The organism is Streptomyces sp. B1I3 (genome assembly GCF_030816615.1).
GTDB lineage: Bacteria > Actinomycetota > Actinomycetes > Streptomycetales > Streptomycetaceae > Streptomyces.
This window is the reverse complement of sequence record NZ_JAUSYD010000001.1, coordinates 2,328,069-2,354,519: the sequence shown is the minus strand read 5'-3', so window position 1 is coordinate 2,354,519 and position 26,451 is coordinate 2,328,069. Positions and strand designations below refer to the sequence as shown.

The 26,451-nt window shown below is 72.7% G+C and carries 18 protein-coding genes; 10 read left to right on the top strand and 8 right to left on the bottom strand.

The features are described 5' to 3' along the window. Window position 1 precedes the first annotated feature (1 nt). The 9 genes from nusA to QFZ58_RS10570 all read left to right on the top strand — a co-directional run bounded on the left by nusA (window position 2) and on the right by QFZ58_RS10570 (window position 12,685). Window positions 2-1,042 carry a transcription termination factor NusA gene (nusA, locus tag QFZ58_RS10610; protein WP_307124682.1) on the top strand — a complete coding sequence of 347 codons (1,041 nt, stop codon included), beginning with the start codon at window positions 2-4 and terminating at the stop codon, window positions 1,040-1,042. A 153-nt stretch (window positions 1,043-1,195) separates the two neighbouring features. After that, the gene (locus QFZ58_RS10605) at window positions 1,196-1,483 is read left to right on the top strand and encodes a YlxR family protein (RefSeq protein WP_307124681.1); all 288 of its coding nucleotides are present in this window, start codon (window positions 1,196-1,198) and stop codon (window positions 1,481-1,483) included. 140 nt (window positions 1,484-1,623) lie between these two features. Beyond that, window positions 1,624-4,743 (top strand): translation initiation factor IF-2, encoded by a 3,120-nt coding sequence (gene infB / locus QFZ58_RS10600; protein WP_307124680.1) that lies wholly within the window; start codon window positions 1,624-1,626, stop codon window positions 4,741-4,743. Window positions 4,744-4,908: 165 nt separating this feature from the next. After that, a complete protein-coding gene (locus QFZ58_RS10595; protein ID WP_307124679.1) occupies window positions 4,909-5,205 on the top strand; it encodes a DUF503 domain-containing protein in 297 nt (98 codons plus the stop codon). Window positions 5,206-5,224: 19 nt separating this feature from the next. Beyond that, a complete protein-coding gene (gene rbfA / locus QFZ58_RS10590; protein WP_307124678.1) occupies window positions 5,225-5,689 on the top strand; it encodes a 30S ribosome-binding factor RbfA in 465 nt (154 codons plus the stop codon). Then, window positions 5,686-6,591 carry a tRNA pseudouridine(55) synthase TruB gene (truB, locus tag QFZ58_RS10585; protein WP_307124677.1) on the top strand — a complete coding sequence of 302 codons (906 nt, stop codon included), beginning with the start codon at window positions 5,686-5,688 and terminating at the stop codon, window positions 6,589-6,591. Before rbfA ends, truB begins: the two co-directional genes overlap by 4 nt. A gap of 211 nt (window positions 6,592-6,802) precedes the next feature. After that, entirely contained in the window at window positions 6,803-10,495 is a 3,693-nt protein-coding gene (locus QFZ58_RS10580) for a serine protease (protein ID WP_307124676.1), read from the top strand. Window positions 10,496-10,538: 43 nt separating this feature from the next. Then, on the top strand, window positions 10,539-11,492 hold the full coding sequence (locus tag QFZ58_RS10575) for a bifunctional riboflavin kinase/FAD synthetase (protein ID WP_307124675.1): 954 nt from the start codon (window positions 10,539-10,541) through the stop codon (window positions 11,490-11,492). A 77-nt stretch (window positions 11,493-11,569) separates the two neighbouring features. Further along, entirely contained in the window at window positions 11,570-12,685 is a 1,116-nt protein-coding gene (locus tag QFZ58_RS10570) for an XdhC family protein (RefSeq protein ID WP_307124674.1), read from the top strand. Between the two features lie 223 nt (window positions 12,686-12,908). Here QFZ58_RS10570 and QFZ58_RS10565 read toward each other — a convergent pair whose 3' ends face one another. From QFZ58_RS10565 to eccE, 8 genes are all read right to left on the bottom strand, one after another. Continuing rightward, window positions 12,909-13,910, bottom strand: a complete 1,002-nt coding sequence (locus tag QFZ58_RS10565) for an ABC transporter ATP-binding protein (protein WP_307124673.1) — start codon at window positions 13,908-13,910, stop codon at window positions 12,909-12,911. After that, entirely contained in the window at window positions 13,907-14,968 is a 1,062-nt protein-coding gene (locus tag QFZ58_RS10560) for an ABC transporter ATP-binding protein (RefSeq protein WP_307124672.1), read from the bottom strand. Before QFZ58_RS10560 ends, QFZ58_RS10565 begins: the two co-directional genes overlap by 4 nt. Then, window positions 14,965-15,888 (bottom strand): ABC transporter permease, encoded by a 924-nt coding sequence (locus tag QFZ58_RS10555; protein WP_307124671.1) that lies wholly within the window; start codon window positions 15,886-15,888, stop codon window positions 14,965-14,967. The genes QFZ58_RS10560 and QFZ58_RS10555 overlap by 4 nt, the downstream gene beginning before the upstream one ends. Further along, window positions 15,885-16,976 (bottom strand): ABC transporter permease, encoded by a 1,092-nt coding sequence (locus QFZ58_RS10550; RefSeq protein ID WP_307124670.1) that lies wholly within the window; start codon window positions 16,974-16,976, stop codon window positions 15,885-15,887. Before QFZ58_RS10550 ends, QFZ58_RS10555 begins: the two co-directional genes overlap by 4 nt. Window positions 16,977-16,979: 3 nt before the next feature. Next, on the bottom strand, window positions 16,980-18,857 hold the full coding sequence (locus QFZ58_RS10545) for an ABC transporter substrate-binding protein (protein ID WP_307124669.1): 1,878 nt from the start codon (window positions 18,855-18,857) through the stop codon (window positions 16,980-16,982). Between the two features lie 198 nt (window positions 18,858-19,055). Further along, complete coding sequence (locus QFZ58_RS10540; RefSeq protein WP_307124668.1) at window positions 19,056-22,166, bottom strand: SCO5717 family growth-regulating ATPase; 3,111 nt, start codon at window positions 22,164-22,166, stop codon at window positions 19,056-19,058. Between the two features lie 431 nt (window positions 22,167-22,597). Then, window positions 22,598-23,320, bottom strand: coding sequence for a hypothetical protein (locus QFZ58_RS10535; protein ID WP_307124667.1), 723 nt, complete (start codon window positions 23,318-23,320; stop codon window positions 22,598-22,600). Beyond that, entirely contained in the window at window positions 23,320-24,672 is a 1,353-nt protein-coding gene (gene eccE / locus QFZ58_RS10530; protein WP_307124666.1) for a type VII secretion protein EccE, read from the bottom strand. The genes QFZ58_RS10535 and eccE overlap by 1 nt, the downstream gene beginning before the upstream one ends. 223 nt (window positions 24,673-24,895) lie before the next feature. Between eccE and eccB the strand changes: the two genes are divergently transcribed. Then, window positions 24,896-26,443: a type VII secretion protein EccB gene (gene eccB, locus QFZ58_RS10525; RefSeq protein WP_307124665.1), complete on the top strand. Its 1,548-nt coding sequence runs from the start codon at window positions 24,896-24,898 to the stop codon at window positions 26,441-26,443. Window positions 26,444-26,451: the final 8 nt, after the last annotated feature.

Here is a 26,451-nt window from a genome sequence, read left to right as displayed (position 1 = left end):
CGTGGACATCGATGTGAAGCTTCTGAAGGGCTTGGCGCAGGACAAGGAGATCCCCTTCGACGTGCTCGTCGGGGCGATCGAGTCGGCCCTCCTCATCGCGTACCACCGCACCGAGGGCAGCCACCGCCGTGCGCGCGTCGAGCTGGACGCCGGCGGCCACGTCACGGTGTGGGCGAAGGAGGACCCGGCCGATCTCGAGGAGGGCCAGGAGCCCAAGGAGTTCGACGACACCCCGTCCGGCTTCGGCCGCATCGCCGCGAGCACCGCCAAGCAGGTCATCCTGCAGCGGCTGCGTGACGCCGAGGACGACAGGACGTTCGGTGAGTACGCGGGCCACGAGGGCGACGTCGTCACCGGCCTCGTCCAGCAGGGCAAGGACCCGAAGAACGTCCTGGTCGACATCGGCAAGCTGGAGGCCATCCTGCCCGTGCAGGAGCAGGTGCCGGGCGAGCAGTACACCCACGGCCTGCGGCTGCGCACCTACGTCGTACGGGTGGCCAAGGGCGTGCGCGGCCCCTCCGTGACGCTGTCGCGCACCCACCCGAACCTCGTGAAGAAGCTTTTCGCGCTGGAGGTCCCGGAGATCGCCGACGGCTCGGTCGTCATCGAGGCCATCGCGCGTGAGGCCGGTCACCGCACCAAGATCGCCGTCCGGTCCACCCGGGCCGGTCTGAACCCCAAGGGCGCCTGCATCGGCCCGATGGGCAGCCGTGTGCGCAATGTCATGGCGGAGCTGCACGGCGAGAAGATCGACATCGTGGACTGGTCGGACGACCCGGCCGAGATGGTGGCCAACGCGCTGTCGCCCGCCCGGGTGAGCGAGGTCGAGGTCGTGGACCTCGGCGCCCGCTCCGCCCGGGTCACCGTCCCCGACTACCAGCTGTCGCTGGCGATCGGCAAGGAGGGGCAGAACGCCCGCCTCGCCGCCCGGCTCACCGGCTGGCGCATCGACATCCGTCCGGACACCGAGACCGACGCCGAGCGGGAGATCGCCGACCGCGAGCGCGCCGAGCGTGCCAGGGAGCGGTCCGAGCGCGGCTGACCCGCCCGCCGGGTCCCGCGTCCGGGCCGCCCAGGTGGCGCCGGACGGAGACCGAAGGAATAGATCGAGGCGTGAAGCCGCTGAGATCACGACAACATCCGTTCGATTTTTGCCCCAAAGGGGTGAGGTCGATACGGGGAGGTAGACTTAGCCGTGTCTGGCCGGACGCACGCCCGCGCTTGCCCCGAACGAACCTGTGTGGGATGCCGGGAGCGGGCGGCCAAGAGCGAGCTGCTGCGCATCGTGGTGGACAGGGGAGACGTTGTCCCTGATCCACGCGGTACGCTGCCCGGCCGGGGTGCGTATCTGCACCCCGCCTCCGTCTGTCTCGACCTGGCGGTCCGCCGCCGGGCATTCCCCCGGGCCTTCAAGGCCAAGGGGCCGTTCGGCGCCGCGGCACTGCAGCGGTTCGTCGAGCGGGTGACAGAGCAAGACAAGTGAACGGCACGGGTCCCCGTGCGGTCAGGTACCTCGCGAGTTGGAAGTAGGTCGAGATTGCGATGAGCACTCGATGAGTACGCGATGAGTACGCCCATGAAGTAGCGACGGTCCGGCGGTAACCCGGACCTAAAAGGAGCGAAGTGGCTAAGGTCCGGGTATACGAACTCGCCAAGGAGTTCGGAGTTGAGAGCAAGGTCGTCATGGCCAAGCTCCAAGAACTCGGTGAATTCGTCCGTTCGGCGTCCTCGACGATCGAGGCGCCGGTTGTACGCAAATTGACTGACGCACTGCAGGGTCCCGGCGGCAACGCCGGCAAGTCCGCAGCAAAGCCTGGCGCGCCTCGCAAGGCCGCCCCCGCAAAGCCCGCGGCGCCGTCTCCGGCCGCCGCGGCCCGTCCCGCTGCCCCGAAGCCCGGCGCCCCGGCCCCCAAGCCGGCCGCAGCCGAGGCCCCGGCGAGCAGCGCCCCCGCGGCGCCCTCCGCGCCGTCGGCGGGCCCCCGTCCGGGCCCCAAGCCCGCGCCGAAGGCCGCCCCGGTCACCCCGGTGCCCGCCGCCGAGTTCTCGGCTCCGGCACCGGCCCAGCCGGCCGCCCCCCAGCAGCCCCAGGCCCCGCGTCCCGCGGGTGCCACCCCGGGTCCCCGCCCCGCCCGTCCGGCTCCGGCCGGCGGTCAGCGTGACGGTGGCCGCGGTGGCGAGCGTGACGGCGGCCGTGGCGGCGAGCGCGGCGGAGACCGTCCCGCACGTCCCGCGGGCCAGGGCGCACCCCGCCCCGGCGGCGCACGTCCGGCCGGACCCCGTCCGGGCAACAACCCCTTCACCTCCGGCGGTTCCACCGGCATGGCGCGCCCCCAGGCGCCCCGTCCCGGCGGTGCCCCGCGCCCCGGCGGCGGTCAGGAGCGCCCCGGCGCCCCGCGCCCGCAGGGTGGTCCCGGCGGCGCTCCGCGCCCCCAGGGCCAGGGTGGTGCACGACCCGCTCCGGGCGGCATGCCCCGTCCGCAGGCTCCCCGTCCGGGCGGTGCCCCCTCGGGTAACCGTCCGAACCCGGGCATGATGCCGCAGCGTCCCGCCGCGGGCCCGCGTCCCGGTGGTGGCCCCGGCGGTGGCCGTGGTCCCGGCGCCGGTGCGGGTCGTCCCGGCGGTGGCGGCGGCGGTCGTCCCGGTGGCGGCGGCTTCGCAGGCCGTCCGGCCGGTCCCGGTGGTGGCGGTGGCGGTTTCGCCGGCCGTCCCGGTGGTCCCGGTGGCGGTGGCGGCGCAGGCCGTCCCGGTGGTGGCGGCGGCTTCGGCGGTCGTCCCGGCTTCGGTGGACGTCCCGGCGGCCCGGGTGCCCGTGGTGGCACACAGGGTGCGTTCGGCCGTCCCGGTGGTCCCGCGCGTCGTGGCCGCAAGTCGAAGCGGCAGAGGCGCCAGGAGTACGAGGCCATGCAGGCCCCGTCGGTGGGCGGCGTCATGCTGCCTCGCGGCAACGGGCAGGCTGTCCGGCTGTCGCGCGGTGCGTCCCTGACCGACTTCGCGGAGAAGATCAACGCCAACCCGGCGTCGCTCGTCGCCGTGATGATGAACCTCGGCGAGATGGTCACCGCCACGCAGTCCGTCTCCGACGAGACGCTGAAGCTCCTCGCGGACGAGATGAACTACGTCCTCGAGATCGTCAGCCCGGAGGAGGAGGACCGCGAGCTGCTCGAGTCCTTCGACATCGAGTTCGGTGAGGACGAGGGCGGCGAAGAGGCTCTGGTCTCCCGTCCGCCGGTCGTGACCGTCATGGGTCACGTCGACCACGGTAAGACCCGGCTGCTGGACGCGATCCGCAAGACGAACGTCGTCGCGGGCGAGGCCGGCGGTATCACGCAGCACATCGGTGCGTACCAGGTCTCCTCCGAGGTCAACGGCGAGGACCGCCGTATCACCTTCATCGACACCCCGGGTCACGAGGCGTTCACCGCCATGCGTGCACGTGGTGCGAAGTCCACCGACATCGCGATCCTCGTGGTGGCGGCGAACGACGGTGTGATGCCCCAGACGATCGAGGCGCTGAACCACGCCAAGGCGGCCGACGTGCCGATCGTGGTCGCGGTCAACAAGATCGACGTCGAGGGTGCCGACCCGACCAAGGTGCGCGGTCAGCTCACCGAGTTCGGTCTGGTGGCCGAGGAGTACGGCGGCGACACGATGTTCGTCGACATCTCCGCCAAGCAGGGCCTCAACATCGAGGCACTGCTGGAGGCCGTCGTCCTCACCGCCGACGCCTCGCTCGACCTGCGGGCCAACCCGGAGCAGGACGCGCAGGGTATTGCGATCGAGTCCCACCTCGACCGCGGCCGCGGTGCCGTCTCGACCGTCCTCGTCCAGCGCGGAACGCTGCGCATCGGCGACACGATGGTCGTCGGCGACGCGTACGGCCGTGTCCGGGCGATGCTCGACGACAACGGCAACAACGTCCAGGAAGCGGGTCCCTCGACCCCCGTCCTGGTCCTGGGTCTCACCAACGTCCCGGGTGCCGGCGACAACTTCCTGGTGGTCGACGAGGACCGTACGGCCCGTCAGATCGCCGAGAAGCGTGCTGCCCGCGAGCGCAACGCCAACTTCGCCCGCAAGGGTGTCCGGTTCTCCCTGGAGAACCTGGACGAGGCGCTCAAGGCCGGTCTGGTCCAGGAACTCAACCTCATCATCAAGGGCGACGCGTCCGGTTCGGTGGAGGCCCTCGAGTCCTCGCTGCTCCAGCTCGACGTCGGTGAAGAGGTCGACATCCGGGTCCTGCACCGCGGTGTGGGTGCGGTCACCGAGTCGGACATCAACCTGGCGACCGGCTCCGACGCCATCGTGATCGGCTTCAACGTGCGCGCCGCAGGGCGTGCCGAGCAGATGGCCGAGCGCGAGGGTGTGGACGTCCGGTACTACTCGGTCATCTACCAGGCGATCGAAGAGATCGAAGCGGCCCTCAAGGGCATGCTCAAGCCGGAGTACGAAGAGGTCGAGCTCGGCACGGCGGAGATCCGCGAGATCTTCCGCTCGTCCAAGCTGGGCAACATCGCCGGTGTGCTGGTCCGCTCCGGCGAGGTCAAGCGCAACACCAAGGCGCGCCTGCTGCGCGATGGCAAGGTCATCGCGGAGAACCTCAACATCTCCGGTCTGCGCCGTTTCAAGGACGACGTCACCGAGATCCGCGAAGGCTTCGAGGGCGGTATCAACCTCGGAAACTTCAACGACATCAAGATCGACGACGTCATCGCGACGTACGAGATGCGCGAGAAGCCGCGAGGCTGATCCACGGGGAGTGCCGGGGGGAACCCCGGCTCTCCTCAGAGGTCGGGGCCGGTCGACGGGTCGTAATTCCCGTCGATCGGCCCCGGCCGTTCCGTGTACGGTTCTGGTGTCCCCGCCAAGCAGGGGCGGGGCACTATCCCGAACCGGCGGGACATCCGGACTTACATGTATGTGGGGACACTGTCCTTCGATCTGCTCCTCGGCGACGTACGGTCGTTGAAGGAGAAACGCTCGGTCGTCCGCCCGATCGTCGCCGAGATGCACCGCAAGTTCGGGGTGAGCGTCGCGGAGACGGGCGACCAGGACCTCTACCGCAGGGCCGAGATCGGTCTTGCCGTGGTCTCCGGGGACACCGGGCACCTCACAGACGTACTCGACCGGTGCGAGCGCATGATCGCGGGTCGGCCGGAAGTGGAGTTGCTGTCCGTACGACGGCGGCTGCACAGCGACGAAGACGATTGAGCAAGAAGGAGACGGTCCAGTGGCCGACAACGCGCGGGCGAAGAAACTGGCGGACCTCATCCAGGTGGTGGTCGCCGAGAAACTGCAGCGCGGTATCAAGGACCCGCGTCTGGGCACGCACGTGACCATCACGGACACCCGGGTCACCGGCGACCTGCGGGAGGCCACGGTCTTCTACACGGTCTACGGCGACGACGAGGAGCGGGCGAGCGCTGCCGCCGGCCTGGAGAGCGCCAAGGGCATCCTGCGCTCGGCGGTCGGCGCGGCGGCGGGGACGAAGTTCACCCCGACCCTGGCCTTCGTGGCGGACGCCCTTCCGGACAACGCCAAGGCGATCGAGGACCTGCTCGACCGGGCACGTGCCTCGGACGCCAAGGTCCGTGAGGCGTCCTCCGGCGCCGCCTACGCCGGTGACGCGGACCCGTACCGCAAGCCCGAGGACGACGAGTCCGACGAGAACGACGAGGGCTCGCCGTCCGCATGACGCAGAACAAGCAGAACAGGACGCCGGACGGACTTGTCATCGTCGACAAGCCGTCCGGCTTCACTTCGCACGACGTCGTGGCCAAGATGCGCGGCATCGCCCGCACCCGCAGGGTCGGCCACGCCGGCACGCTCGACCCGATGGCCACCGGCGTGCTGGTGCTCGGCGTCGAGAGGGCCACCAAGCTGCTCGGCCACCTCGCGCTGACCGAGAAGGAGTACCTCGGTACGATCCGGCTCGGCCAGGACACCGTCACCGATGACGCGGAGGGCGAGATCACCTCGTCCACCGACGCCTCGGGCGTGACGCGTGAGGGCATCGACGCCGGGGTCGCCGGACTGACCGGCGCGATCATGCAGGTGCCGTCCAAGGTCAGTGCCATCAAGATCGACGGCAAACGGTCGTACGCCCGGGTGCGGGGCGGCGAGGAGTTCGAGATCCCGGCCCGCCCGGTGACCATCTCGTCCTTCCGCGTCTACGACGTCCGCGAGGCGGTCGCCGAGGACGGCACGCCCGTCGTCGACCTGGTCGTCTCGGTCGTCTGCTCCTCGGGTACGTACATCCGGGCGCTGGCCCGCGATCTCGGTGCCGGACTCGGCGTCGGGGGGCATCTGACCGCTCTGCGGCGCACCCGTGTCGGCCCGTACGGGCTCGACGCCGCCAGGACACTCGAACAGCACCAGCAGGAGCTGACCGTGATGCCCGTGGCCGAGGCGGCGGCCTCGGCGTTCCCCCGATGGGACGTGGACGAGAAGCGGGCCAAGCTGCTGCTCAACGGCGTGCGGCTGGACATGCCGGCCTGCCCGCCGGGGCCGGTCGCGGTCTTCGGGCCCGACGGCACGTTCCTCGTGCTGGTCGAGGAGCAGAAGGGCAAGGCCAAGAGCCTCGCCGTCTTCGCCTGATCGCCACCTCCGCCGGACGTACGTACCGTCGTGGGGCGGGCAGTCCCCCCGATGCCCGCCCCACGATCCCCCTTCCCCCGCACCATCCCTGTCCGGAAAGACCCGCGCCTTCACCCCGATGGACGGGCGCTCGGAGTGACCGGGGGGTGTGCGGGGGGCGCTTTCGCCTCCCGCACCACGCGTGCTGATCATCCGGACCTACCGTCGGAGGATGGGCAGCGGGGACCGGTCGACACTGGTGAGCATCTGCGATCAGGCCGGCCGGCCGCGGGGGACCGGGTTCGTCGCGGACGACCGGGGCACGGTCCTCACCTGCCATCAGGCCGTGGCGGGTGCCACCGCCGTCGTGCTGCACGGCGAGGGCGGCCGCAGCCGTGGCGTGGATCCCGGTGACATCACCGCCCTTCCGGAGCTCGGCCTCGCCCTGCTCGCCACCGGAGGGCCCGGGGCGCTGGGCGTGGAGCCGCTCCCCATCGCCGTTCGCGACCGGATCGAGACCGGCACGTATGTACGGATCGCCGCCCACGGCCTGCGGGAGGCGCGGGTGCTCGGGACGACGCCGGCGACGTACACGGAGAGCGGGCGCGGCCACACGCTGGGGGAGGCGCTGGAACTCGCCCTCGGCACGGACGGGCGCGACGCGCTGCGGTCGGGCGGGGCCGCCGTCGGCGGGCCGGTGACCGATCCGCACACGGGTGCCGTCCTGGGGCTGCTCTCCACCGCTCTGCGGGCCGGTCACGAGGCGGCCGGACTCGCGGTGCCGCTCACCGGCGCGGTCGGCCACGGGCCGCTGGCGGAGCTGCTGCGGCGCAACGCCAACGGCGTCCCCGGATACGGACGCGACCTCAATCTCGCAGGGGCGCTGCAGCTGACCGCCACCTCGCTCGGCCACCCGGGCCGCCCGGGGAGCGGGGAACCGGTGGAACGCCCGCACGTCAGTGCGGAGTTCACCGCCTTCGAGGCAGGTACGGGGCTCGTGCTTGGCCTGGTCGGCGCGCCGGGGACAGGCCGCACCACCGAACTGGCCGCCCTGGCCGTCCGCCGGTCCCGCGGAGCCGTCCCCGCCCTCACCCTCTGGCTGCGCGGAGCCGACCTGCTGGCCGAGGACACCTCCGTGGCGGACGCGATGACGCGGGTCCTCCGGCGCTCCGCGCGGATCGTCACCGCGGCCGGCGCCCCCGGCGACATGGCGACGGCCACCCCCGAGCGGATCGCCGGCCTCGCCGCCGCGTCCGGGAACCGGCTGCTGGTCGTCGTGGACGGTCCGGAGGAGATGCCTCCGCTGCTGGCCCACCGGCTCGCCGCGTGGACCGGGGGGACGGCCGGCTGGCTGCGCTCCCACCGGGTGCGGATGGTCGTCGCCTGCCGCCCCGAACACTGGGAGACCGCCGGGGCGCTGTACCCCCGGGGCGCCCTGCACCGCCCCGAGCGGCCCGCCGGGGGACTGCCGCCCGCGGTCCGGCTGGCGGAGCTGACCGCCGAGCAGGCCGAGCGGGCCAGGGACCGGTACGGCATCCCGCCCGGCGCGATCGCCCCGGGCCACGACCGCCACCCCCTCACTCTCCGCCTGCTCGCCGAGGTACGGGAGGCGCTGCCGTCCGACGTGCCCGGAAGGCCCGGTACGGAGGAGGTCTTCGCCGCCCATCTGGACCTCGCGTGCGTCCGGATCGCCGTCCGCATCGGGGCCCGGGCCGAACCCCGGCTGCGGGGCACGGCCGTCCGCAGACTGGCGGCGAAGGTGGCCGGGCAGGTCCACGAAGCGGCCCGGCGCTGTCTCGGGCCGGGGCAGGGGGAGCTGGACAGGGGGGCCTTCGAGGAGGTCTTCCCCTGGCGCACGGGATGGGCCTCGGCCGTCCTCACCGAAGGGCTGCTGGTCCCGGCGGGCGCCGGATACCGCTTCGCCCACGAGGAGCTGGGCGACTGGCTGCAGGGTGCCCACCTGGATCTGGACGCCGCGCTGCGGTCACTGGTCCACCGCTGGCACGCGGAGGACCCGCCGCCGCAGGACGCGCAGGACGCGCAGGGCGGTCCTGGAGGCCGGGGCACGGCGTCGTGGTCCGTCACCCGTCCGGGCAAGGCGGGGACGGTGCGGCGGGCGGGGGCGCAGGAGCATATGTGGACGGTGGGGAGGACCGGCCGGGCAGGGGACGGGGGGACCTCCCGCCCGGAGCCCCGCAACCTTCCCGTACCGCGTCACCGCATCGGCCCGGTGGTCCAGGCGATGCTCCTGCTGGAACGCCGTCGGGGCAGCGCCGCGCAGGCCCACCGGATGGCCGATCTGATCGAGGCGATGGACCGCCTGCCGGCCGGCCGGGGCGGCGGTATGTCCGGCCGGCACGCCGACGCGGTCTGGTGGGCGGCCCATCTGCTGCGCGAGAGCCTGTTGCGGGTGCCCGACGGGCTGCCGTACCTCGGTGTGCTCCGAGTGCTCTCCGGCCGGATCGCCCGGCGTTCCCGGGCCGGGCAGGGACCCGAGGCGCTCGGACCCTACGCCGCCTTCGGGCCGTGGTTCTGGCGGCGGATCCGGCTGCCGGAGGCGGACCGGCTCGACCTCCTGCGCCGACTCGTACCCGCTGACGGCGCTCCTCGCGCTGACGGCGCGGAGCGCTACCTGGACGCCGTCGCCAGGCGCCTCACCGCCGCCCCCCGCGCCGTCCAGCCGCTGCTCTGCCGCTGGTTCACCGACGAGACCCCCTTGCACGCCGAGGACGGCGCGACGATGCGGCTCACCGTGGCCGCCGCCGCGCAGGCCCTGCTGTACGCCCGCCGCGACCTCGCGGTGGACGACCTGACGGAGGCGCTCGTCGACACCGCGCATCCCCGTGCCGCCGAACTCCTCGCCGCCCTCGCCGAGGACGAACCGTCCGCGCTCTGCCGGGCCGTCGACCGCTGGGCCCGTGACGAGGACCGGCCCGAACGCCGGGCAGCGGCGGCCGTCCACGCCACGCTGACCGCGGGCCTCGTCACCTCGGACGACGATCGGGCCCTGCTGCGCGGCGCGGCGCAGACCCTGCTCGCCCGGCCGGCGGACGCGGACCTGCACGCCCCGGCGCTCACCCTGCTCGTACGGGATCCGCAGACCAGGGGCCGCCATCTGCCGCAGGCCCTGCGGATCTTCGCCACCGGTGATCCCGGGCTGCCGGTGACCGTGCTGACCGAGGTGTTCCCCGAGCATCCGGAGCCGGTGCTCGCCGCGCTGCGGGCCCGGCTGTCGCTCCCCGGTGACGCCGCCGACGACGTCCTGCGGGAGCTGGCGGGCACGGACACGCCCGCGCTGGCCCTGCACGCCCCAGGCCTCCTGCGGCAGTACATCGACTGTCATCCGGACGCCGGTTCGGCGGACCGGGTCGCCGCCTACGTCGAGCGCAGGCTCGAGCACGGCCCCGCCGCCCGCGCGCTGCTCCTGCCCCTGGTGACCGGGCTGCTCCGGGACCGCCCCGCAGCGCCTCCGGTGCGCGCCGCGCTGGCCCGGGTGCTCGCCGGCCGGGGGAGCGCGGTGTCCAGGCCGCTGCGGGCCGAGCTCCTGGAGGTGCTCCTGGACTTCGAGCAGGACACCGGCCCAGACCCGGACGTGCTGACCGCCCTGCTGCGGGCCGCGGCGGCCGGCTGCGCCCGGCACCCGCAAGCCCGTACGAGGGCGCTGGTGCACCGCACCGGGATGCTCCTCGTACGGACCCCTGAGGGCGCCGCGCTCTTCGACGGCGCGCTCGTCGAACTCGCCCGGAACGTGGCCGGCTTCGCCGCGCTCGTCACCGGCTGGCTGGCCGACGCCCCACAGGAGTGGGCGGCCGTCGTAGGCCCCGGTGCCCGGCGCACGGTGGGGGCCCTGGACGGATCACAGCAGGGGATGACGGTGCCGATGCAGGCGGCGGGACGTGAGCATGGCAGTCTTAGACCTGCGTAATGGTCATACACACGTACACAGGTTCGGGCGAGGAGCGGTCACAGTGCAGTGCTGGCGTGGCTTGGAGGACATCCCCGAGGACTGGGGACGCAGCGTCGTCACCATCGGCTCCTACGACGGGGTGCACCGCGGGCACCAGCTGATCATCGGCCGGGCGGTGGAACGGGCGCGCGAGCTCGGCGTCCCGGCCGTCGTCGTGACCTTCGACCCGCACCCGAGCGAGGTCGTCCGTCCGGGCACCCATCCGCCGCTGCTCGCCCCGCACCAGCGGCGCGCCGAACTGATGGCGGGCCTCGGCGTGGACGCGGTGCTGATCCTGCCGTTCACCACCGAATTCTCGAAGCTGGCGCCCGCCGAGTTCATCGTCAAGGTGCTCGTCGACAAGCTGCACGCGCGGCTGGTCATCGAGGGCCCGAACTTCCGTTTCGGCCACAAGGCCGCCGGCAACGTCACGCTCCTGGCCGAGCTCGGCCGGACGTACGACTACGACGTCGAGGTCATCGATCTCTTCGTCAGCGGTGAGGCGGGCGGCGGCGAGCCGTTCTCCTCGACGCTCACCCGCCGCCTGGTCGCGCAGGGCGACGTCGAAGGAGCCGCCGAGATCCTCGGCCGCCCCCACCGGGTCGAGGGCGTCGTGGTGCGTGGCGCGCAGCGAGGTCGCGAGCTCGGCTTCCCGACGGCGAACGTGCAGACGCTGCCGCACACCGCGATCCCGGCCGACGGCGTCTACGCGGGCTGGCTGACGGTGGACGGCGAGGCCATGCCGGCCGCGATCTCGGTCGGCACCAACCCGCAGTTCGACGGCACGGAGCGGACCGTCGAGGCGTACGCGATCGACCGGGTGGGCCTCGAGCTGTACGGGCTGCACGTCGCCGTGGACTTCCTCGCGTATGTGCGCGGCATGCTGAAGTTCGCTTCGATCGACGACCTGCTCGTGGCGATGGCCGCCGACGTGAAGCGGTCCGCCGAGCTGATCGCGGCGTACGAGCGGGGCTGACGCCCTCCTGTGGTGGGCACGCCCGCACCCGGGCATCGTCGGAGGAAGGAACCGCCGAACCCCGGGAGGCGCGCACCGTGCGTGAACTGCTGTCCGAACTGCGCGACTGGCACACCTCCGGCACGCCCTTCGCCCTCGCCACCGTCGTGGCGGTCCGGGGGAGCGCGCCGCGCGACCCGGGCGCCGTGATGGCGGTGAGCGCCGACGGCACGGTCGCGGGCAGCGTCTCCGGGGGCTGCGTGGAGAGCGATGTGTGCGAGGTGGCCTCCGAGGTGCTCGCCACGGGCGGTCCGCAGCTGCGGACGTACGGCATCAGCGACGAGGACGCCCTCGGTGTGGGGCTGACCTGCGGCGGAACGCTCGACGTGCTGGTGCAGCCCTGCACCACGGAGGCGGACCGGGACCGGCTGCGTGAACTGGTCGACCTCGTCGCCGCCGGGGAGCCCGTCGCGGTCGCGACCGTGGTCGCCCCGCCGGCCTCCATGGGGGCCCGCCGGGTGGTCCTGGCCGGCCGGGTCAGCGGTTCGCTCGGTGACGAGGGGCTCGACGCCGCCGTCACCGACGACGCGCGGGGACTCCTCGCGCAAGGGGCCACGGCGAGCCACCGCTACGGCGCGCACGGCGAGCGCCGCATGCAGGACGTGACCGTCTTCGTCCAGACGTTCGCGCCCGCGCCCCGGATGCTCGTCTTCGGGGCCATCGACCACGCGGCTGCGACGGCCCGGATCGGGTCCTTCCTGGGTTACCGGGTGACGGTGTGCGACGCCCGTCCGGCCTTCGCCACCCGGCAGCGCTTCCCCACGGCCGACGAGGTCGTCTGCGCGTGGCCGCACACCTACCTGGCGTCGACCGCGGTCGACGCGCGCACGGTCGTCTGCGTGCTGACGCACGACCCCAAGTTCGACGTGCCGCTGCTGGCCGAGGCACTGCGCACGCCCGCCGCGTACATCGGTGTCATGGGCAGCCGGCGCACCCACGCGGACAGGATCGCCCGGCTGCGCGAGGCCGGGGTGGACGAGGAAGGCCTGGCCCGCCTCGCCTCACCCGTGGGGCTCGACCTCGGGGCCCGTACGCCGGAGGAGACGGCGGTGTCCATCGCCGCCGAGATCGTCCAGCACCGCTGGGGCGGCACGGGGCGCCCGCTGAGCGAGCTCACCGGGACGATCCACCACACCCGGCAGCCGGAGGCCTGACCTGTGTGCGGACACGGTCCAGGGACTCCGGTCCGGATCAGGCCGGATCGGGGGGAGCGGGGCCCCGTGCCGTGCATCGCGGGGCCGAGGAAGGCGCCCGTCGGGGTCCCCCCTGCCAGGGCGGATCCGGGAGCCCCGGGGAAGGACTCCTGGAGCACCCGGCGACAGCACGGCGATGCGGGGCGGCAGGGCACCGGGCCCGGCCTGATCCGGACGCGAGGCCTCAGGTGACCGCGCCCACCGACGCTGCCGCCCAGTGGCACGCCACCTGCGTCCCGGCGCCGCCCCCCAGCACCGGCAGGTCCTTCGTGCGGCACGCGTCCGCCACCCCGGCCCGCTCCGCCTCACCCGAGGCGAGCACCTGGCAGCGGGCGTGGAAACGGCAGCCGGACGGCACCTTCGACGGGTCCGGCGGCTCACCCGTGAGGATCACCGGCTCGCCCTCCGCCTCCGGCAGCACGGACAGCAGGGCCTGCGTGTACGGGTGACGGGGCGCGGTCAGGATCTGCTCCACGTCACCCGTCTCGACGATCCGGCCCAGATACATCACCGCCACCCGGTCCGCGATGTTCCAGGCGAGGCCCAGGTCGTGCGTCACGACCAGCGCCGACAGGCCCAGCTCGTCGCGCAGCCGCAGCAGCAGCGCCAGGATCTCGCCACGCACGGACGCGTCGAGGGAGGCCACCGGTTCGTCCGCGACGATGAGCTCCGGCTCCAGGACCAGCGCGCCCGCGATCACGACCCGCTGGCGCTGGCCACCGGACAGCTCGTGCGGGTACTTCAGGAAGAACCGCTCCGGGGGGCGCAGCCCCGCCCGAGCCAGCGCTCCGGACACGGCCGCGTGCTCGTCACCCGCGTACCCGTGGATGCGCAGGCCCTCCGCCACCGCGTCGTACACCGTGTGCCGTGGATTCAGGGAGCCGCTCGGGTCCTGGAGCACCAGTTGCACCCGCTTGCGGTACGCCTTGAGCGCCCGGGCCGAGTAGTCGAGCGGCTCCCCGGCGAAGGTGACCCGGCCCGCCGTGGGCGGTACGAGGCCCAGCAGCGAGCGGGCCAGGGTCGTCTTGCCGCAGCCCGACTCCCCGACCAGGGCGACGATCTCGCCGGGCCGGATGTCGAGGTCGACGCCGTCCACCGCACGGGCCGTCGCCGCCCCGCGCCTGCCGGGGAACGCGACCTGCAGGGCCTGGGCGCTGAGCAGGGGTGCCTCAGGAGTGGTGGTCACGATGTACTCCTTGCTTCGTCGGCGCCGCCGTGCGGGCCGGACGCCGTCGCCGCGCCCGGCTCCACGAGCACGCAGGCCGCCCGCCGGTCCTGCCCGGCATGCCGCAGCTCCTGGTCCTCGGTGGCACAGGAGTCCAGCGCCACCGGGCAGCGAGGGTGGAACGTGCACCCGGACGGCAGGGCCGCCGGGTCCGGCGGGTCGCCCGGCAGGCCGCGCGGCGCGTGCCGGGACGACAGGTCACCGATGCGGGGGAAGGCGGCCGAGAGCGCGCTGCCGTAGGGGTGCCGGGCGTTCTCGTACACCTGCTCGGCGGGGCCCTCCTCGACGACCCGGCCCGCGTACATCACCGACAGACGGTCGCAGGTGTCGGAGAGGACGGCCAGATCGTGGCTGATCATGATCAGTCCGAGGTCCTGGTCGGCGACGAGCCGCTCGATCAGCCGCAGGATCTGCGCCTGGATCATCACGTCGAGCGCGGTGGTCGGCTCGTCGGCGATGATCAGCCGCGGGTCGCAGGCCAGTGCCATGGCGATCATCACGCGCTGGCGCTGGCCACCCGACAGCTCGTGCGGATAGGCGTCCGCGCGCGCCGCCGGAAGCCCCACCTGCTCGAGCAGCTCACCGGCCCGCTTCCGCGCGGCGGCCGGAGTGGCCCTGCGGTGCAGCAGGATCGGCTCGGCGATCTGGTCCCCGATGCGGTGCACGGCGTTCAGCGAGTGCATGGCGCCCTGGAAGACGATCGACGCCCCCGCCCAGCGCACGGCCCGCAGCCGGCCCCACTTCATGGTGAGGACGTCCTCGCCGTCCAGCAGGATCTCGCCTCTCAGGGTCGCTGACGCGGGCAGCAGCCGCAGCAGTGCGAGCGCCAGGGTGGACTTGCCGCATCCGGACTCCCCGGCGATGCCCAGCTTCTGGCCGGCGTCGACCCGCAGGTCGACGCCCCGTACGGCGGGGACGGCGGCAGCCCCCGAGCCGTAGGTGACATGGAGGTCCCGGACCTCGAGCAGCGGATGCCCGGTCCCGGTCTCCGTCACGGTCTCTGTCTTCACGGCGGTCAACGGGTCACCCCCAGCTTGGGGTTGAGCACGGACTCGATGGTACGGCCGCAGAGCGTGAACGCGAGGGCGACGACCGCGATGGCGAGTCCGGGCGGAGCGAGGTACCACCAGTTGCCGGAGCTGACCGCTCCGGCCTCACGGGCGTCCTGGAGCAGCCCGCCCCAGGAGACGATCGTGGGATCGCCGAGCCCGAGGAAGGCGAGGGTCGCCTCGGTGAGGATGGCGGTGGAGATCACCAGCGTGGTCTGCGCGAGCACCAGCGGCATCACGTTGGGCAGCACGTGCCGGGACATGATGTGACCGTGCCCGCCGCCGAGCGCCTTGGAGCGCTCGATGTACGGGCGGGACTCCACCGACAGCGTCTGCGCGCGCACGAGCCGCGCGGTGGTGGGCCACGTCGTCACACCGATGGCGAGGATCGTCGTCCAGACGGACCGCGAGAGCACGGTGGCCAGGGCGATGGCGAGGACGAGGGTCGGCATCACGAGGAACCAGTCGGTGATCCTCATGACGACGTTCCCGTACCAGCCCTTGAAGTGACCGGCCGTGATGCCCACGAGGGTGCCGATGGCCACCGAGAGGAACGCGGCGAGCAGCCCGACGGTCAGCGACACCCGGGTGCCCCACGCCAGCAGGGCCAGGAGGCTCCGGCCGAACTGGTCGGTGCCGAGCGGGAAGGCGCCGCTGGGCGACTCCAGCGGGCCGCCGGGAGCGGCGGTGACGCTCTGCGAGTCGGCGCCCACGAGCAGCGGGGCGGCCAGCGCGACCACCGCGATGAGCACGAGCACGACGAGGCCCGCGAGCCCCGCCCGGTGGCTCCGGTACTGCTGCCAGAAGCGGGCCGCCGCATGGCGCCTGCGGGCCCAGGTGAGGGCGCGCGGGCTGCCTGCCGGCGCGGCGTCGGTCGTCGTGGTCGTCATCGGCCCACCCGGGGATCGAGGAGCGGATAGATCACATCGGCGAGCGTGTTCATCAGGATCACCGCGGCGGCGAAGACGAAGAACAGGGCCTGCACGAGGGGCAGGTCGGGCACGCTCAGGGCCTGGTAGAACAGGCCGCCCAGGCCCGGCCAGGAGAACACCGTCTCCACGAGGATGGCGCCCGCCACCGTGTTGCCCAGGTTCACGAAGAGCAGGGTCACCGTCGGCAGCATGGCGTTCGGCACGGCGTGGCGCCGGCGTACGAGGTCGTCGCGCAGCCCCTTCGCCCGTGCCGTCGTCAGATAGTCGCTGCCCATCTCGTCGAGCAGCGAGGAGCGCATCACCAGCAGGGTCCGCGCGTACTCGACGGCGACGAGCGTGACGACGGGAAGGACCAGGTGGTGGGCCACGTCGAGGACGTAACCGAAGCCGCTCTCGTTCCCTGACTCCATGCCGCCGGTCGGGAAGAGACCGGGGATCGGGCCGATGCCCACCGACAGGGTGACGATCAGGAGGAGACCGAGCCAGAAGGAGGGAACCGAGTACAGCGTCAGGGCGAAGGCGGTGTGGAAGCGGTCCCCCGCCGAGCCGTTGCGCCAGGCGGACCTGGCACCCAGCCAGATGCCGATCGCGGTGTAGATCACGAAGGCCGTACCGGTGAGCAGGAGGGTCGCGGGCAGTGCTTCGGTGATCTTGTCGATGACGGGTGCGTGGAACTGGTACGACGTACCGAAGTCCCCGGTCAGGGCCTTGCCGCAGTATTCGGTGAACTGCTGCCAGAGCGGCAGGTCCAGCCCGAACTCCCTGCGCATCGCGGCGATCTGCTCGGTCGACACCTGCCGTCCGCCGGTCATCTGCTTGACCGGGTCACCGGGGATCAGCCGGAAGAGGAAGAAGCTGGTGACGAGCACGGCGAACAGCGAGACGGCCGCACCGGCCAGCTTGCCCGCCGCGTAACGGAGGTACGCGGTCGTGCTGCGGGCACGTGGGCTGCGGGCCGACGGCCCGGCCGGAGCCGGACCGCCGGTCTGCACAGCGTCCACGCCCGCCGCGCCCGGCAGGAGCGCGGGAGTGCTTTCTGTGCTCATGTGCTATTCACGGTCTTCCGCGGTGGAACGACGACGCATGGCGAACAGGAGCCCGCCACCGGCGAGGACGACTACGGCGACACCGACACCGACGAGGACACCGGTGGAGCTGCCGCTGTCGCCGGACGGACCGCCCGACGCACCGGCGGCCGGAACCGCCGACCACCAGCTCCAGTAACCGTCCTGACCGAAGATGTTGCCCGCGTCGGACGGCATCGTCGTGATCGACTTGATCTGGTCGGTGCGGTAGGCCTCGACGGCATTCGGGTACGCCATGACATTCATGTACCCCGTGTCGTACAGCCGCGACTCCATCTGCTTGACGAGGTCAGCCCGTTTGGCGGGGTTGTACTCCGCCAGCTGCTCGGCGTACAGCTCGTCGTACCGCTTGTCGCAGATGAAGTTGTCCGTCGCCGCCGACTCCTTCGCCTTGGCGGGCAGCGCCGCACAGGTGTGGATCGACATCACGAAATCGGGGTCCGGGTTGACGGACCAGCCGTCGAAGGCAAGGTCGTACTCGCCCGCGTACCAGGGGTCGGAGACGTTGTCGCGGCAGTCGACCTCCAGGCCGATGCCGAGGTCGCCCCACCACTCCTGGAGGTACTTGCCGATCGCCTTGTCGTTCGGGTCCGTGGCGTGGCACAGGATGCGGAAGTCGAGCGGCTTGCCGTCCTTGCCGGTCCGCTTGCCCGCGCCGTTCTTCTTGTAACCGGCCTCGTCGAGGAGGGCGGCGGCCTTCGCGGGGTCGTAGGCGATCTTCTGCTCGGCCGACGGCTTCCAGAAGTAGGAGCCGTAGCGCGGCGGGATGTAGCCCTCGCCCTCCACGGCGTGACCCTGGAAGACCTTGTCGATGACGGCCGTGCGGTCGACGGCCATGAAGAGTGCCTGACGGACCTTCTGGTCCAGCAGCGCCGGGTGCCCGTCACCGAACTTCTTGCCGTCCTTGGTGCGCGCGCCCGGGTTCGTGGCCAGGGCGTAGAAGCGCCGGCCGGGGGCGTCGTTCACCTTGATGTCGTCTGCCGTCTTCAGCGACGCGGCCTGGGCCGGGGTCAGGCCGGGACTTCCCGCGACGAAGGAGACTTCACCCTTTCGGAGGGCGGCGACGGCCGCGTCCTGGTCCTTGTAGTACCGGAAGACGAGTTCGTCGAACTTGGGCGCACCCCGCCAGAAGTCCTTGTTGGCCTTCAGCTTCACATAGCTGTCGACCTTGTAGTCCGTCAGGATGAACGGCCCGTTGCCGACGATCGGGAACTTCGTGTCGTTGTTGAACTTCGAGAAGTCGCCGACCTTCTCCCAGACGTGCTTGGGGACGATGGGCACGTCCAGCGCCGTCATCGTGGCCTGCGGCTGCTTCAGCTCTATGACCAGCTTGTCCGGGCTCGGGGCGGTCACCTTCTTGAAGTTGCCGACGAAGCTGCCGTTCGACGTGGCCGCGCCCTCGTCGGTCATCATCTTGTTGAAGGTCCAGGCCGCATCCTCGGCGGTGGCCTTCTCGCCGTCCGACCACTTCGAGTCGGAGCGGATGGTGTACGTCCACGTCAGCTTGTCCGGCGACGGCTCCCACTTGGTGGCGAGCCCGGGGATCGTGTGGCTGTCCTTGGCGTCGTAGTTGGTCAGGAAGTCATACATCAGCCGGTGGATGCTCGTGGACAGCAGCCGCTGCGCCAGGAAGGGGCTGAGGGAGTCGACGCTCTGCGCGACCGCGACCGTGAGCGTCGACTTCCCGCCGTCGGCCGCCTGCGCCTCCTGGGGGGCGGGACCGACCGGGTTACCGGGAACGACGGAACCGGCGGCCAGTGCCAGGGCGGCGGCGCCGGAGGCGAGCAGGAGGCGCACGCTGCCGCGTGGGCGGGAGGAGCGTGGTGGGAATCTTGTGACCATAGGACGTGGACCTCGCGTCATGACTCGCACGGTGAAGGCGGGCAGATCTCTGGTTCGCCAGCTGGTGAAGCGAAGGTTTATCAGCGGCGGTCGAGTCGCGTCAACGGTCGGCCAAACCGCGTGTGGTCTGCGGGAATACAAGAAGGCCCGCACCGTCGGGAACGGTGCGGGCCCTCATTGGTTTAGACCTCTACTGCCTTACTGCTGAGGCGCTGGCGGCGGCTGCGGCGGGTACTGCTGCCAGCCGGCCGGCGGAACGGGACCTTGCAGTTCGGGCTGGTCGGGCCGATGTGCCTGGCCATCGGGGTGCGCGGGTGCCGGCGGCGGTCCGGCCTGGCCCGCGCCCGACTGCGCCTGGGAGGGCGGTGACTGCTGCCAGCCGTTCGGCTGCGCCCCGTTCGGCTGCGCCCCGTTCGGCTGGGCGGCGTTCTGCTGCCAGCCGTTCTGCTGCGCGCCGGGGCCGGGGTGCGGCGGATAGGGCTGCCCGGGGCCGGCGGGAGGGGGCTGCTGGCCTCCGTAGGGCTGCTGCGGATACGGCTGCTGGGGGTACTGCTGCGGCGGGTAGGGCTGTTGCGTCTGCCCGGGCTGCGGCTGCCCGGGGTAGGGCCGGCCGTCGTACGGCTGCCCGGGGTACTGCTGGGGCGCGTACTGCGGTTGGCCGGGGGCCGGCTGACCCGGCGCCTGCCCGCCCGGCATCGGCGGGGCGAACTGCGGGGGAGGGCTGCCACCCTCGGACGTCCACAGCCCTTGCTGCTGCTGGGCCCGCTGGAAGTCCTCGGCGACGAGGGCGGAGAGGTTGAAGTAGGCCTCGCGGGTCTTGGGGCGCATCATGTCGAGGTCGACCTCGGCGCCCGCCGACAGGTGCTCGTCGAACGGCACGACCACGACGCCGCGGCAGCGCGTCTCGAAGTGCTGGACGATGTCGTCGACCTTGATCATCTTTCCGGTCTCGCGGACACCGGAGATGACGGTGAGCGAACGCTGCACCAGATCCGCGTACCCGTGCGCCGAGAGCCAGTCCAGCGTGGTGGACGCACTGGACGCCCCGTCGACGGACGGCGTCGAGATGATGATCAGCTGGTCGGCGAGGTCCAGTACGCCGCGCATCGCGCTGTAGAGCAGGCCGGTGCCCGAGTCCGTGAGAATGATCGGGTACTGCTTGCCCAGGACGTCGATCGCCCGGCGGTAGTCCTCGTCGTTGAAGGTCGTGGAGACCGCCGGGTCCACGTCGTTGGCGATGATCTCCAGACCCGAGGGCGCCTGCGAGGTGAAGCGGCGGATGTCCATGTACGAGTTGAGGTACGGGATCGCCTGGACCAGGTCGCGGATGGTGGCGCCGGTCTCGCGGCGCACCCGGCGGCCGAGCGTCCCGGCGTCCGGGTTGGCGTCGATCGCGAGGATCTTGTCCTGCCGCTCGGTGGCCAGGGTGGAGCCGAGCGCGGTGGTCGTCGTGGTCTTGCCCACGCCGCCCTTGAGGCTGATCACGGCGATCCGGTAGCACGAGAGCACCGGCGTCCGGATCAGGTCCAGCTTGCGCTGCCGCTCGATCTCCTCCTTCTTGCCGCCCAGCTTGAACCGGGACGCGGCGGAGGGCGTACGGCTGCTCCTGGCCTTCTGCTTGCCCCGGACCAGCCGGTCCGAGGAGAGCTCCACCGCGGCCGTGTAGCCGAGCGGTGCGCCCGGCACGGAGCGCTCGCGCTGGTCGTGGGTGACCGGCGTGGGCCAGGCGGCTCCGGTGCGCGGGTCGACGGGCGGGGCCTGGTGGCCCGGCTGCTGGGGCCGGTAGGCGCCGGGCTGCTGCTGGGCCTGTGGGGCAGGCAGATTCGGCGTTCCCTGGTGCGGCACGGGCTGCTGCTGGGGGAGCGGGGCCTGCGGGACCTGGGGCGGGAGCGGAGCCTGGGCGGGCAGCGGAACGCCGCCCTGCGCGGGGACGTGCGGCTGGGGGGCCTGTGGTGTCTGCTGCGGAGCCTGGGGGGGACCGGGCGGGAACCCGTAGCCGCCCTGCGCCGGGAACTGCTGGTGCGGCGCCTGGGGGAACCCGTAACCGCCCTGCGGCGCATGCGCGTCGGGACGGGCCGGCGGCAGCGGGACGCCGGCCGGGGCGGGAGCCTGGGGGAATCCGTAACCGCCTGCGGCTTCGCCGGACGGCGCGGGCGCGGGCGGTGGGGGCGCCGACGCGGTCGCGGGCCACTGCGGGGCCGGCTGAGGCGCGCTGGGCTGCGGCGCGGCCGGCTGGAAGGCGGGCGGCAGCGGTGGCAGGGCACCCTGCGCGGGCGGCGCGGGGGACCAGGGGGCCGGTACGTTCGCCGGCGCGGCGTCCTGCGGCTCCACGGCGGGGGATCCCTCGGTGGGCGATCCCCCGCCGGACGATTCCTGTGCCGGTGGTTCCTCCGCCGGTGCGCCACCGGCCGACGGGGCTCCTGCCGGCGAACCGTCCTGACCCACTGTGTCCTGCGGCGTGTCCTGCGGCTCCGTGTCCGGTGCCGGTCCGTCCGACGGCACGGCGTCCGTCCCGGACACGTCGGCGCCGGCGGATGCCTGTACCGGGTCCGCGTCCGACGCCGGGACGTCCTCGTCGCCGCCGGACGTGTCGTCACTCCCCGAAGGCTCTCCCGCGGCCGTCCCGTTCACCACCACGGACGGAGCCGCGTCGCTCGCACCCACGTCACCGGAGCCACCCGGCTTCCCGGCACGCGGAGAGGCCGGGACGTACGCCTCCGCCGGAGCCGCGGGGCCGTCCGACGCGGGACCGTCCGACGCGGGACCGGCGGCGTCGGCAGCCGCCTCACGCTCGGCGATCTCCCGCTTGAGCGCGGCGGGCGAGAAGCGCATCGTCGCGCCACTCTCCAGGTCGCCGCCACCGAACGGGCCCGACGCGCCGCTTCCCGCATCCGGCTCCGCCGATCCGGACGGACCCGGAGCGGCGGTGGACGGGACAGGGCCGGCCTCCGAGGACGGCGTAGCCGGCGCGGACTGGGACGGCGCCGAGGGAGCGGAAGAGGGGGACGCGGACGGAGCCGGGGCCACGGGCGGCACGGACGGACCGGGCGCCGCCGGCGGCCAGTTGGGCTCGAAGCCGCCACCGGCCGGCGGTCCGGGCACGGACAGCGGAGCGCCGTGCGGCGGCGGAGGGGGAGCCAGATGCGACCCCGCCCCGCCCGACGAGTCCCCCGACGCGTTCTGCGTGTACCAGGCCGGCGGGGTGTAGTCGATGGTGAACTCACCCGTCATCTCGGCGGGCTCCGCGTCGGACGACTCGTCGGCGGGTGTGTTCCATCCCCCGCGGATCTCGTCCCGATCGCCGTTCACTTTGCCTCCTGGTGTGGTCGAGCACCCTTGTGCCGTGGTGGGTGGGGGCGACCGTTCCCGTTGTCCGGTCCGCCCGGCTCTCCCCCTTGCGACGCGCAGTGCCTGCCCGCAGGTTCCGCTGCCACGCCCCCACCCACCCTAATCGCCATCGGGCGCAGTGCGGCAGGGCCTACCACCCGGGAAGAACTGTCCAGTGGGTCAGGCACCGCACACAAGAGAACCGGGTGTGCCGAGCGCCGCAGGCCGAAGCGGCCGAAGACGTGCATACGCGCACGAATCGCGTCCCGTTCCGTGCGCCCGGTTCCGTGCGTCCCGTTCCGTGCGACCGGACCGATGGCGTCCGGCGTGAAGCCCGTCCCTGCCGCCGGGGCCGCAGGCCTCCGGCGGACCGCTGCCGGGACGGCCGGCCCGTCCGCCGTCCGCCGGACCGCTCAGTCCATGCGGCGCGCGCTGCCCAGCAACCCCGATTCGGCGTCGGTGGCCTGCGTCATGACGAACTGCCGGTCCCCGCCCGTACACCACAGCGTGACCCCGTCGGCCAGCGTGGACAGCGCCTGGGTCTCCGCGGGCGGCAGGTTCATGATCCGCCCGATCTGTGCCGCCTCGTCGGGGGAGACCCGCTGGATGCCGACGAGAGCCGACTTCTCCATCAGCCGCGGAGCCACCGGGCTCAGGTACGGGAGCAGGGTGACCACTGACTGCCAGGGCCCCGCCACCACCCGGCCACGCGGTGGCCGCATGCCGCAGTCGCGCACCACGACCACCGGGGACCCGGCCGACGCGCCCTGCGGCGGCACCCGTCCCACCTCGTGCAGCGCGATGCACGGCTGCCCGCCGCCCGCCGCCTGCGCCAGGCTCGTCCAGGCCTGCGACCGGCCGGTCTCCACGGCGATCCGGGCACCCGTCGCCGCCGCGCGGAGCGCCAGCACCTGAGCGGTCCAGAGCCCGCCGATCAGCGTCACCTCGTACGGAGTGGGCCGGTTGATGCCCAGGACCGCCGGACGGCCCTCCGCGTCCACGCCGATGACCGTGCCGTCGTCCCCGACGGGCACGGCGAGCGAGGCCAGTTCGTCGACCGATACCGTGTGCCGGCCGCGGCGCGGGCCGATCAGACCGAAACCCAGCCGGGACCGGGCGTTCGCAGTGGCGGACATCAGCGGGTACCCCCGAGCGGCAGTGTGGCGAGCACTCCGGGCAGCTGTTCGCGGTCCAGCCGCACCAGCGACGCCTTGACGCCGCGCGCGGTGCGCTCGAGTTCGTGACGGGCGGCGAGGAGTTCCTCGTCGCTGCGCCCGGTGATGCGGACGTGCCCCGTGACCGAGACGGACGAGCGGTCACCGTGCCCCAGCGTGAGGCTGAACGTCGTGGCCAGCGCCGGTATCGAGGTGAGCAGCGCGACCAGTTGCGGCATCGACGCGCCCCCACCGCCCAGGTGCGGCCAGCGGCTGACCCAGTAGCTGGTGTGCCACCGGTCGTCACAGCGCCAGGTGCGCGAGGTCTCCTCGGTCCGGCGGCCGGGTGCCTCCGTACGGCTGGCCTGCGCCATCGCCAGCGGGCTGACGCACGACGACGTGGCGATCGCCGACGTCAGCTCCTGCTCGGTCAGCACCGTGGCGCGGAAGCCGGCCCCGGCCAGCCTGCTCGCCAGCTGGTCCGCCGCCCGTACCGCGCATTTCTGCGCCCCGACGATCCCGCCGCCGCGCGCGGCCACCGCCTCGGGGCAGAGTTCCGGGTTCAGTTTCAGCGCGATCCAGGTGATCCGCAGCGCGGGCGAGCCCGTCCGGGCCTGCAGCGGCGCGTAGTTCCGTGCCGCCACCGACTGCGGCGGAAGGTGCGGGGCGGGGGCCGGCTGGGTGTGCTGGACGATCTGCGCCGACTCCAGCCGGATTCCGTCGACCTCCAGCACCTCGCGCACGAGGGTCAGCGGCAGTGGCCGCGCCGAGCGGTCGGGCCGCAGCGCGGTGGCGTCGGACTCGACCTGGACGACGGCGGAGAGGTACGTGCCGTCGCCGATCATCCCGACCGGGCGCCGGTCGCGGTCGCTGAACGAGTACGTGCGCAGGGCCGGTTCGCACTCCACCGCGGGCGCCAGGCCCGGCTCCGTGCCCACGGGCACCGCCGAGGAGGCCGCCCGGCGGCTGCGGGCGCGCAGCGCGAGGACGGTGCCCAGCCACTCGGGCAGCGAACGCCGGTGCCTGCGGACCACGGCGAGCAGCACCAGCACCGCGGCGACCACGCCGGCCGGCACCAGGAGCAGCGGCTCGATCACCCAGGCCGCCAGCAGCAGCGCCGCCGCGATTTCGATCAGTACGAGCTGTTGCAATCGGAACGAACCGATCTGTCCGGCACGTCCGTTCAGCCGTGGCGCGGCAGCACCGCCGGGGCCGGCCGGGCCACTCGGGGACGTGCGCGAACGGCGGCGGGAGCCTCCCGGGCCGCCCGTTCCGGGCCCCCCGGACGACGGTGTGTTCCCGGCCGGACGTGTCCGTGTCGCGGAAGCCATCATTCCGGCATTCCCCCGTTCATAAGGCCCCAACTCCACCCGGTCGCCCCGCTCCCGCCGGGGCTTCGGCGGCTGGATCACCCTACCCGGCCCACGGGCGCACGCGATCAGCAGGCATAGTAGGGGGCCGGTCCGGCACCAGGTCCGGCATCCGGGGTCCGGCACAGGGGGCGGGGATGCTCACGCTCCTGGGCCGCGCGGGGAGACACGGGAGACGGACACACTCATGGCATCACGGCGGGACGAGCTCAACGCGTACACCTTTGCGAAGAAGCGCACGGTGGCCGCCTTCCTCCAACCCTCGCCCACCGGTACCGAGGAGGGCGCCCCCCGCCCGCTGCGTGCCGTCCTCCCGAGCCTGATCGTCGGAGCGCTGATCATGGCCGGTTTCGGGGCCTGGGGGATGTTCAAACCCACGGCGCCCAAGGACTGGGACAAGCCGGGCACCAAGGTGATCGTCGGCAAGAAGTCCACCACCCGCTACGTCGTCCTCAGCACGGGCAAGGGCAAGAGCAGGAAGACGCTGCTGCACCCCGTGCTCAACCTCGCCTCCGCGCGGCTCCTGCTCACCCCCCAGCAGTTCGACGTCGTCCAGGTCGGGGACGACATCCTGGACGCCGGAAAGCCGCCACGCGGACCGATCCTCGGCATCCCGTACGCCCCCGACCGGCTCCCCGAGGCGAACGACGCGGGCACCGCCAAGCGGTGGGCGGTCTGCGAGCAGCCCGGCGGCAAGGGCAACTCGGTGCAGAAGGCGGCCTTCGTCTTCGCCGAACGGGACAACAAGCTGACCGAGGGCGCGAAGCAGCTCAGCGGCGGCCAGGTGCTCTACGTGCAGGGCCAGGACCAGGTCCGCCACCTCGTCGACGCGAGCGGCACCAGATACCGCATCGACGAGAGCGCGACCGACAACGGGCACCTGACCAACGCGCTCGTCGGCAGCCGCCGACCGCAGCCCGTCACCGACGACTGGCTCGCCACCCTGCACGAGGGCAGCCCGCTCGTCTTCCCGCACATCCCCGGGACGATCGGCGCGCCCGCGCACATCGAGGGCCAGCTCTCCACCGAGGAGAACAGGGTCGGCATGGTCCTGCGGACCAGGACCGGCGAGGGAACGGCCTTCTACGTCGTCCTGGACGGCACCGTCCAGCCGGTCTCCGAGTTCACCGCCTGGCTGCTGATCAACTCCCCGCAGACCGCGCTGCTCAACCTCGACAGCGAGGCCCGCTCCGTCGGCCTGCAGGACTTCGTCCCCGATACGCGGCCCTTCGCGGGGCAGGCCGCCCACTGGCCCGCCCACAAGGCCGAGCAGGTCAACTCCACGACCGGCGGCGGAGGTCGTGACACCGTGTGCAGCGTGCTGCGCAAGGTCGACGACACGGGGCGTACGACCCTGACCACCTGGGCGGGCACCGCCTACCCCGCCACCATCAACGCCGGGGGCACCAGCACCTACGTCACCCCCGGCAGCGGCCTGCTCTACACACAGGTCCAGGGCAAGCAGACGAAGCCCGACGGGTCACTCTTCCTGGTGACCGACACGGGACTGCGGTACGCGGTGCAGGCGAACGGCGACAGCGACGCCGAGCGCTCGGACATCGGCGCCGGTGACCAGCAGGAGGCCCAGGACGGCAGGCCCGAGGCCAGTCAGGCGCAGATCCGGCTCGGATACGAGAAGGTCACCCCCTCGCTCGTCCCCATCGCCTGGTCCGAGTTCCTGTCCAAGGGCCCCCGGCTCGACACCAACAGCGCCCGCCAGCCCCAGGGCTCCTGACCGCGCGT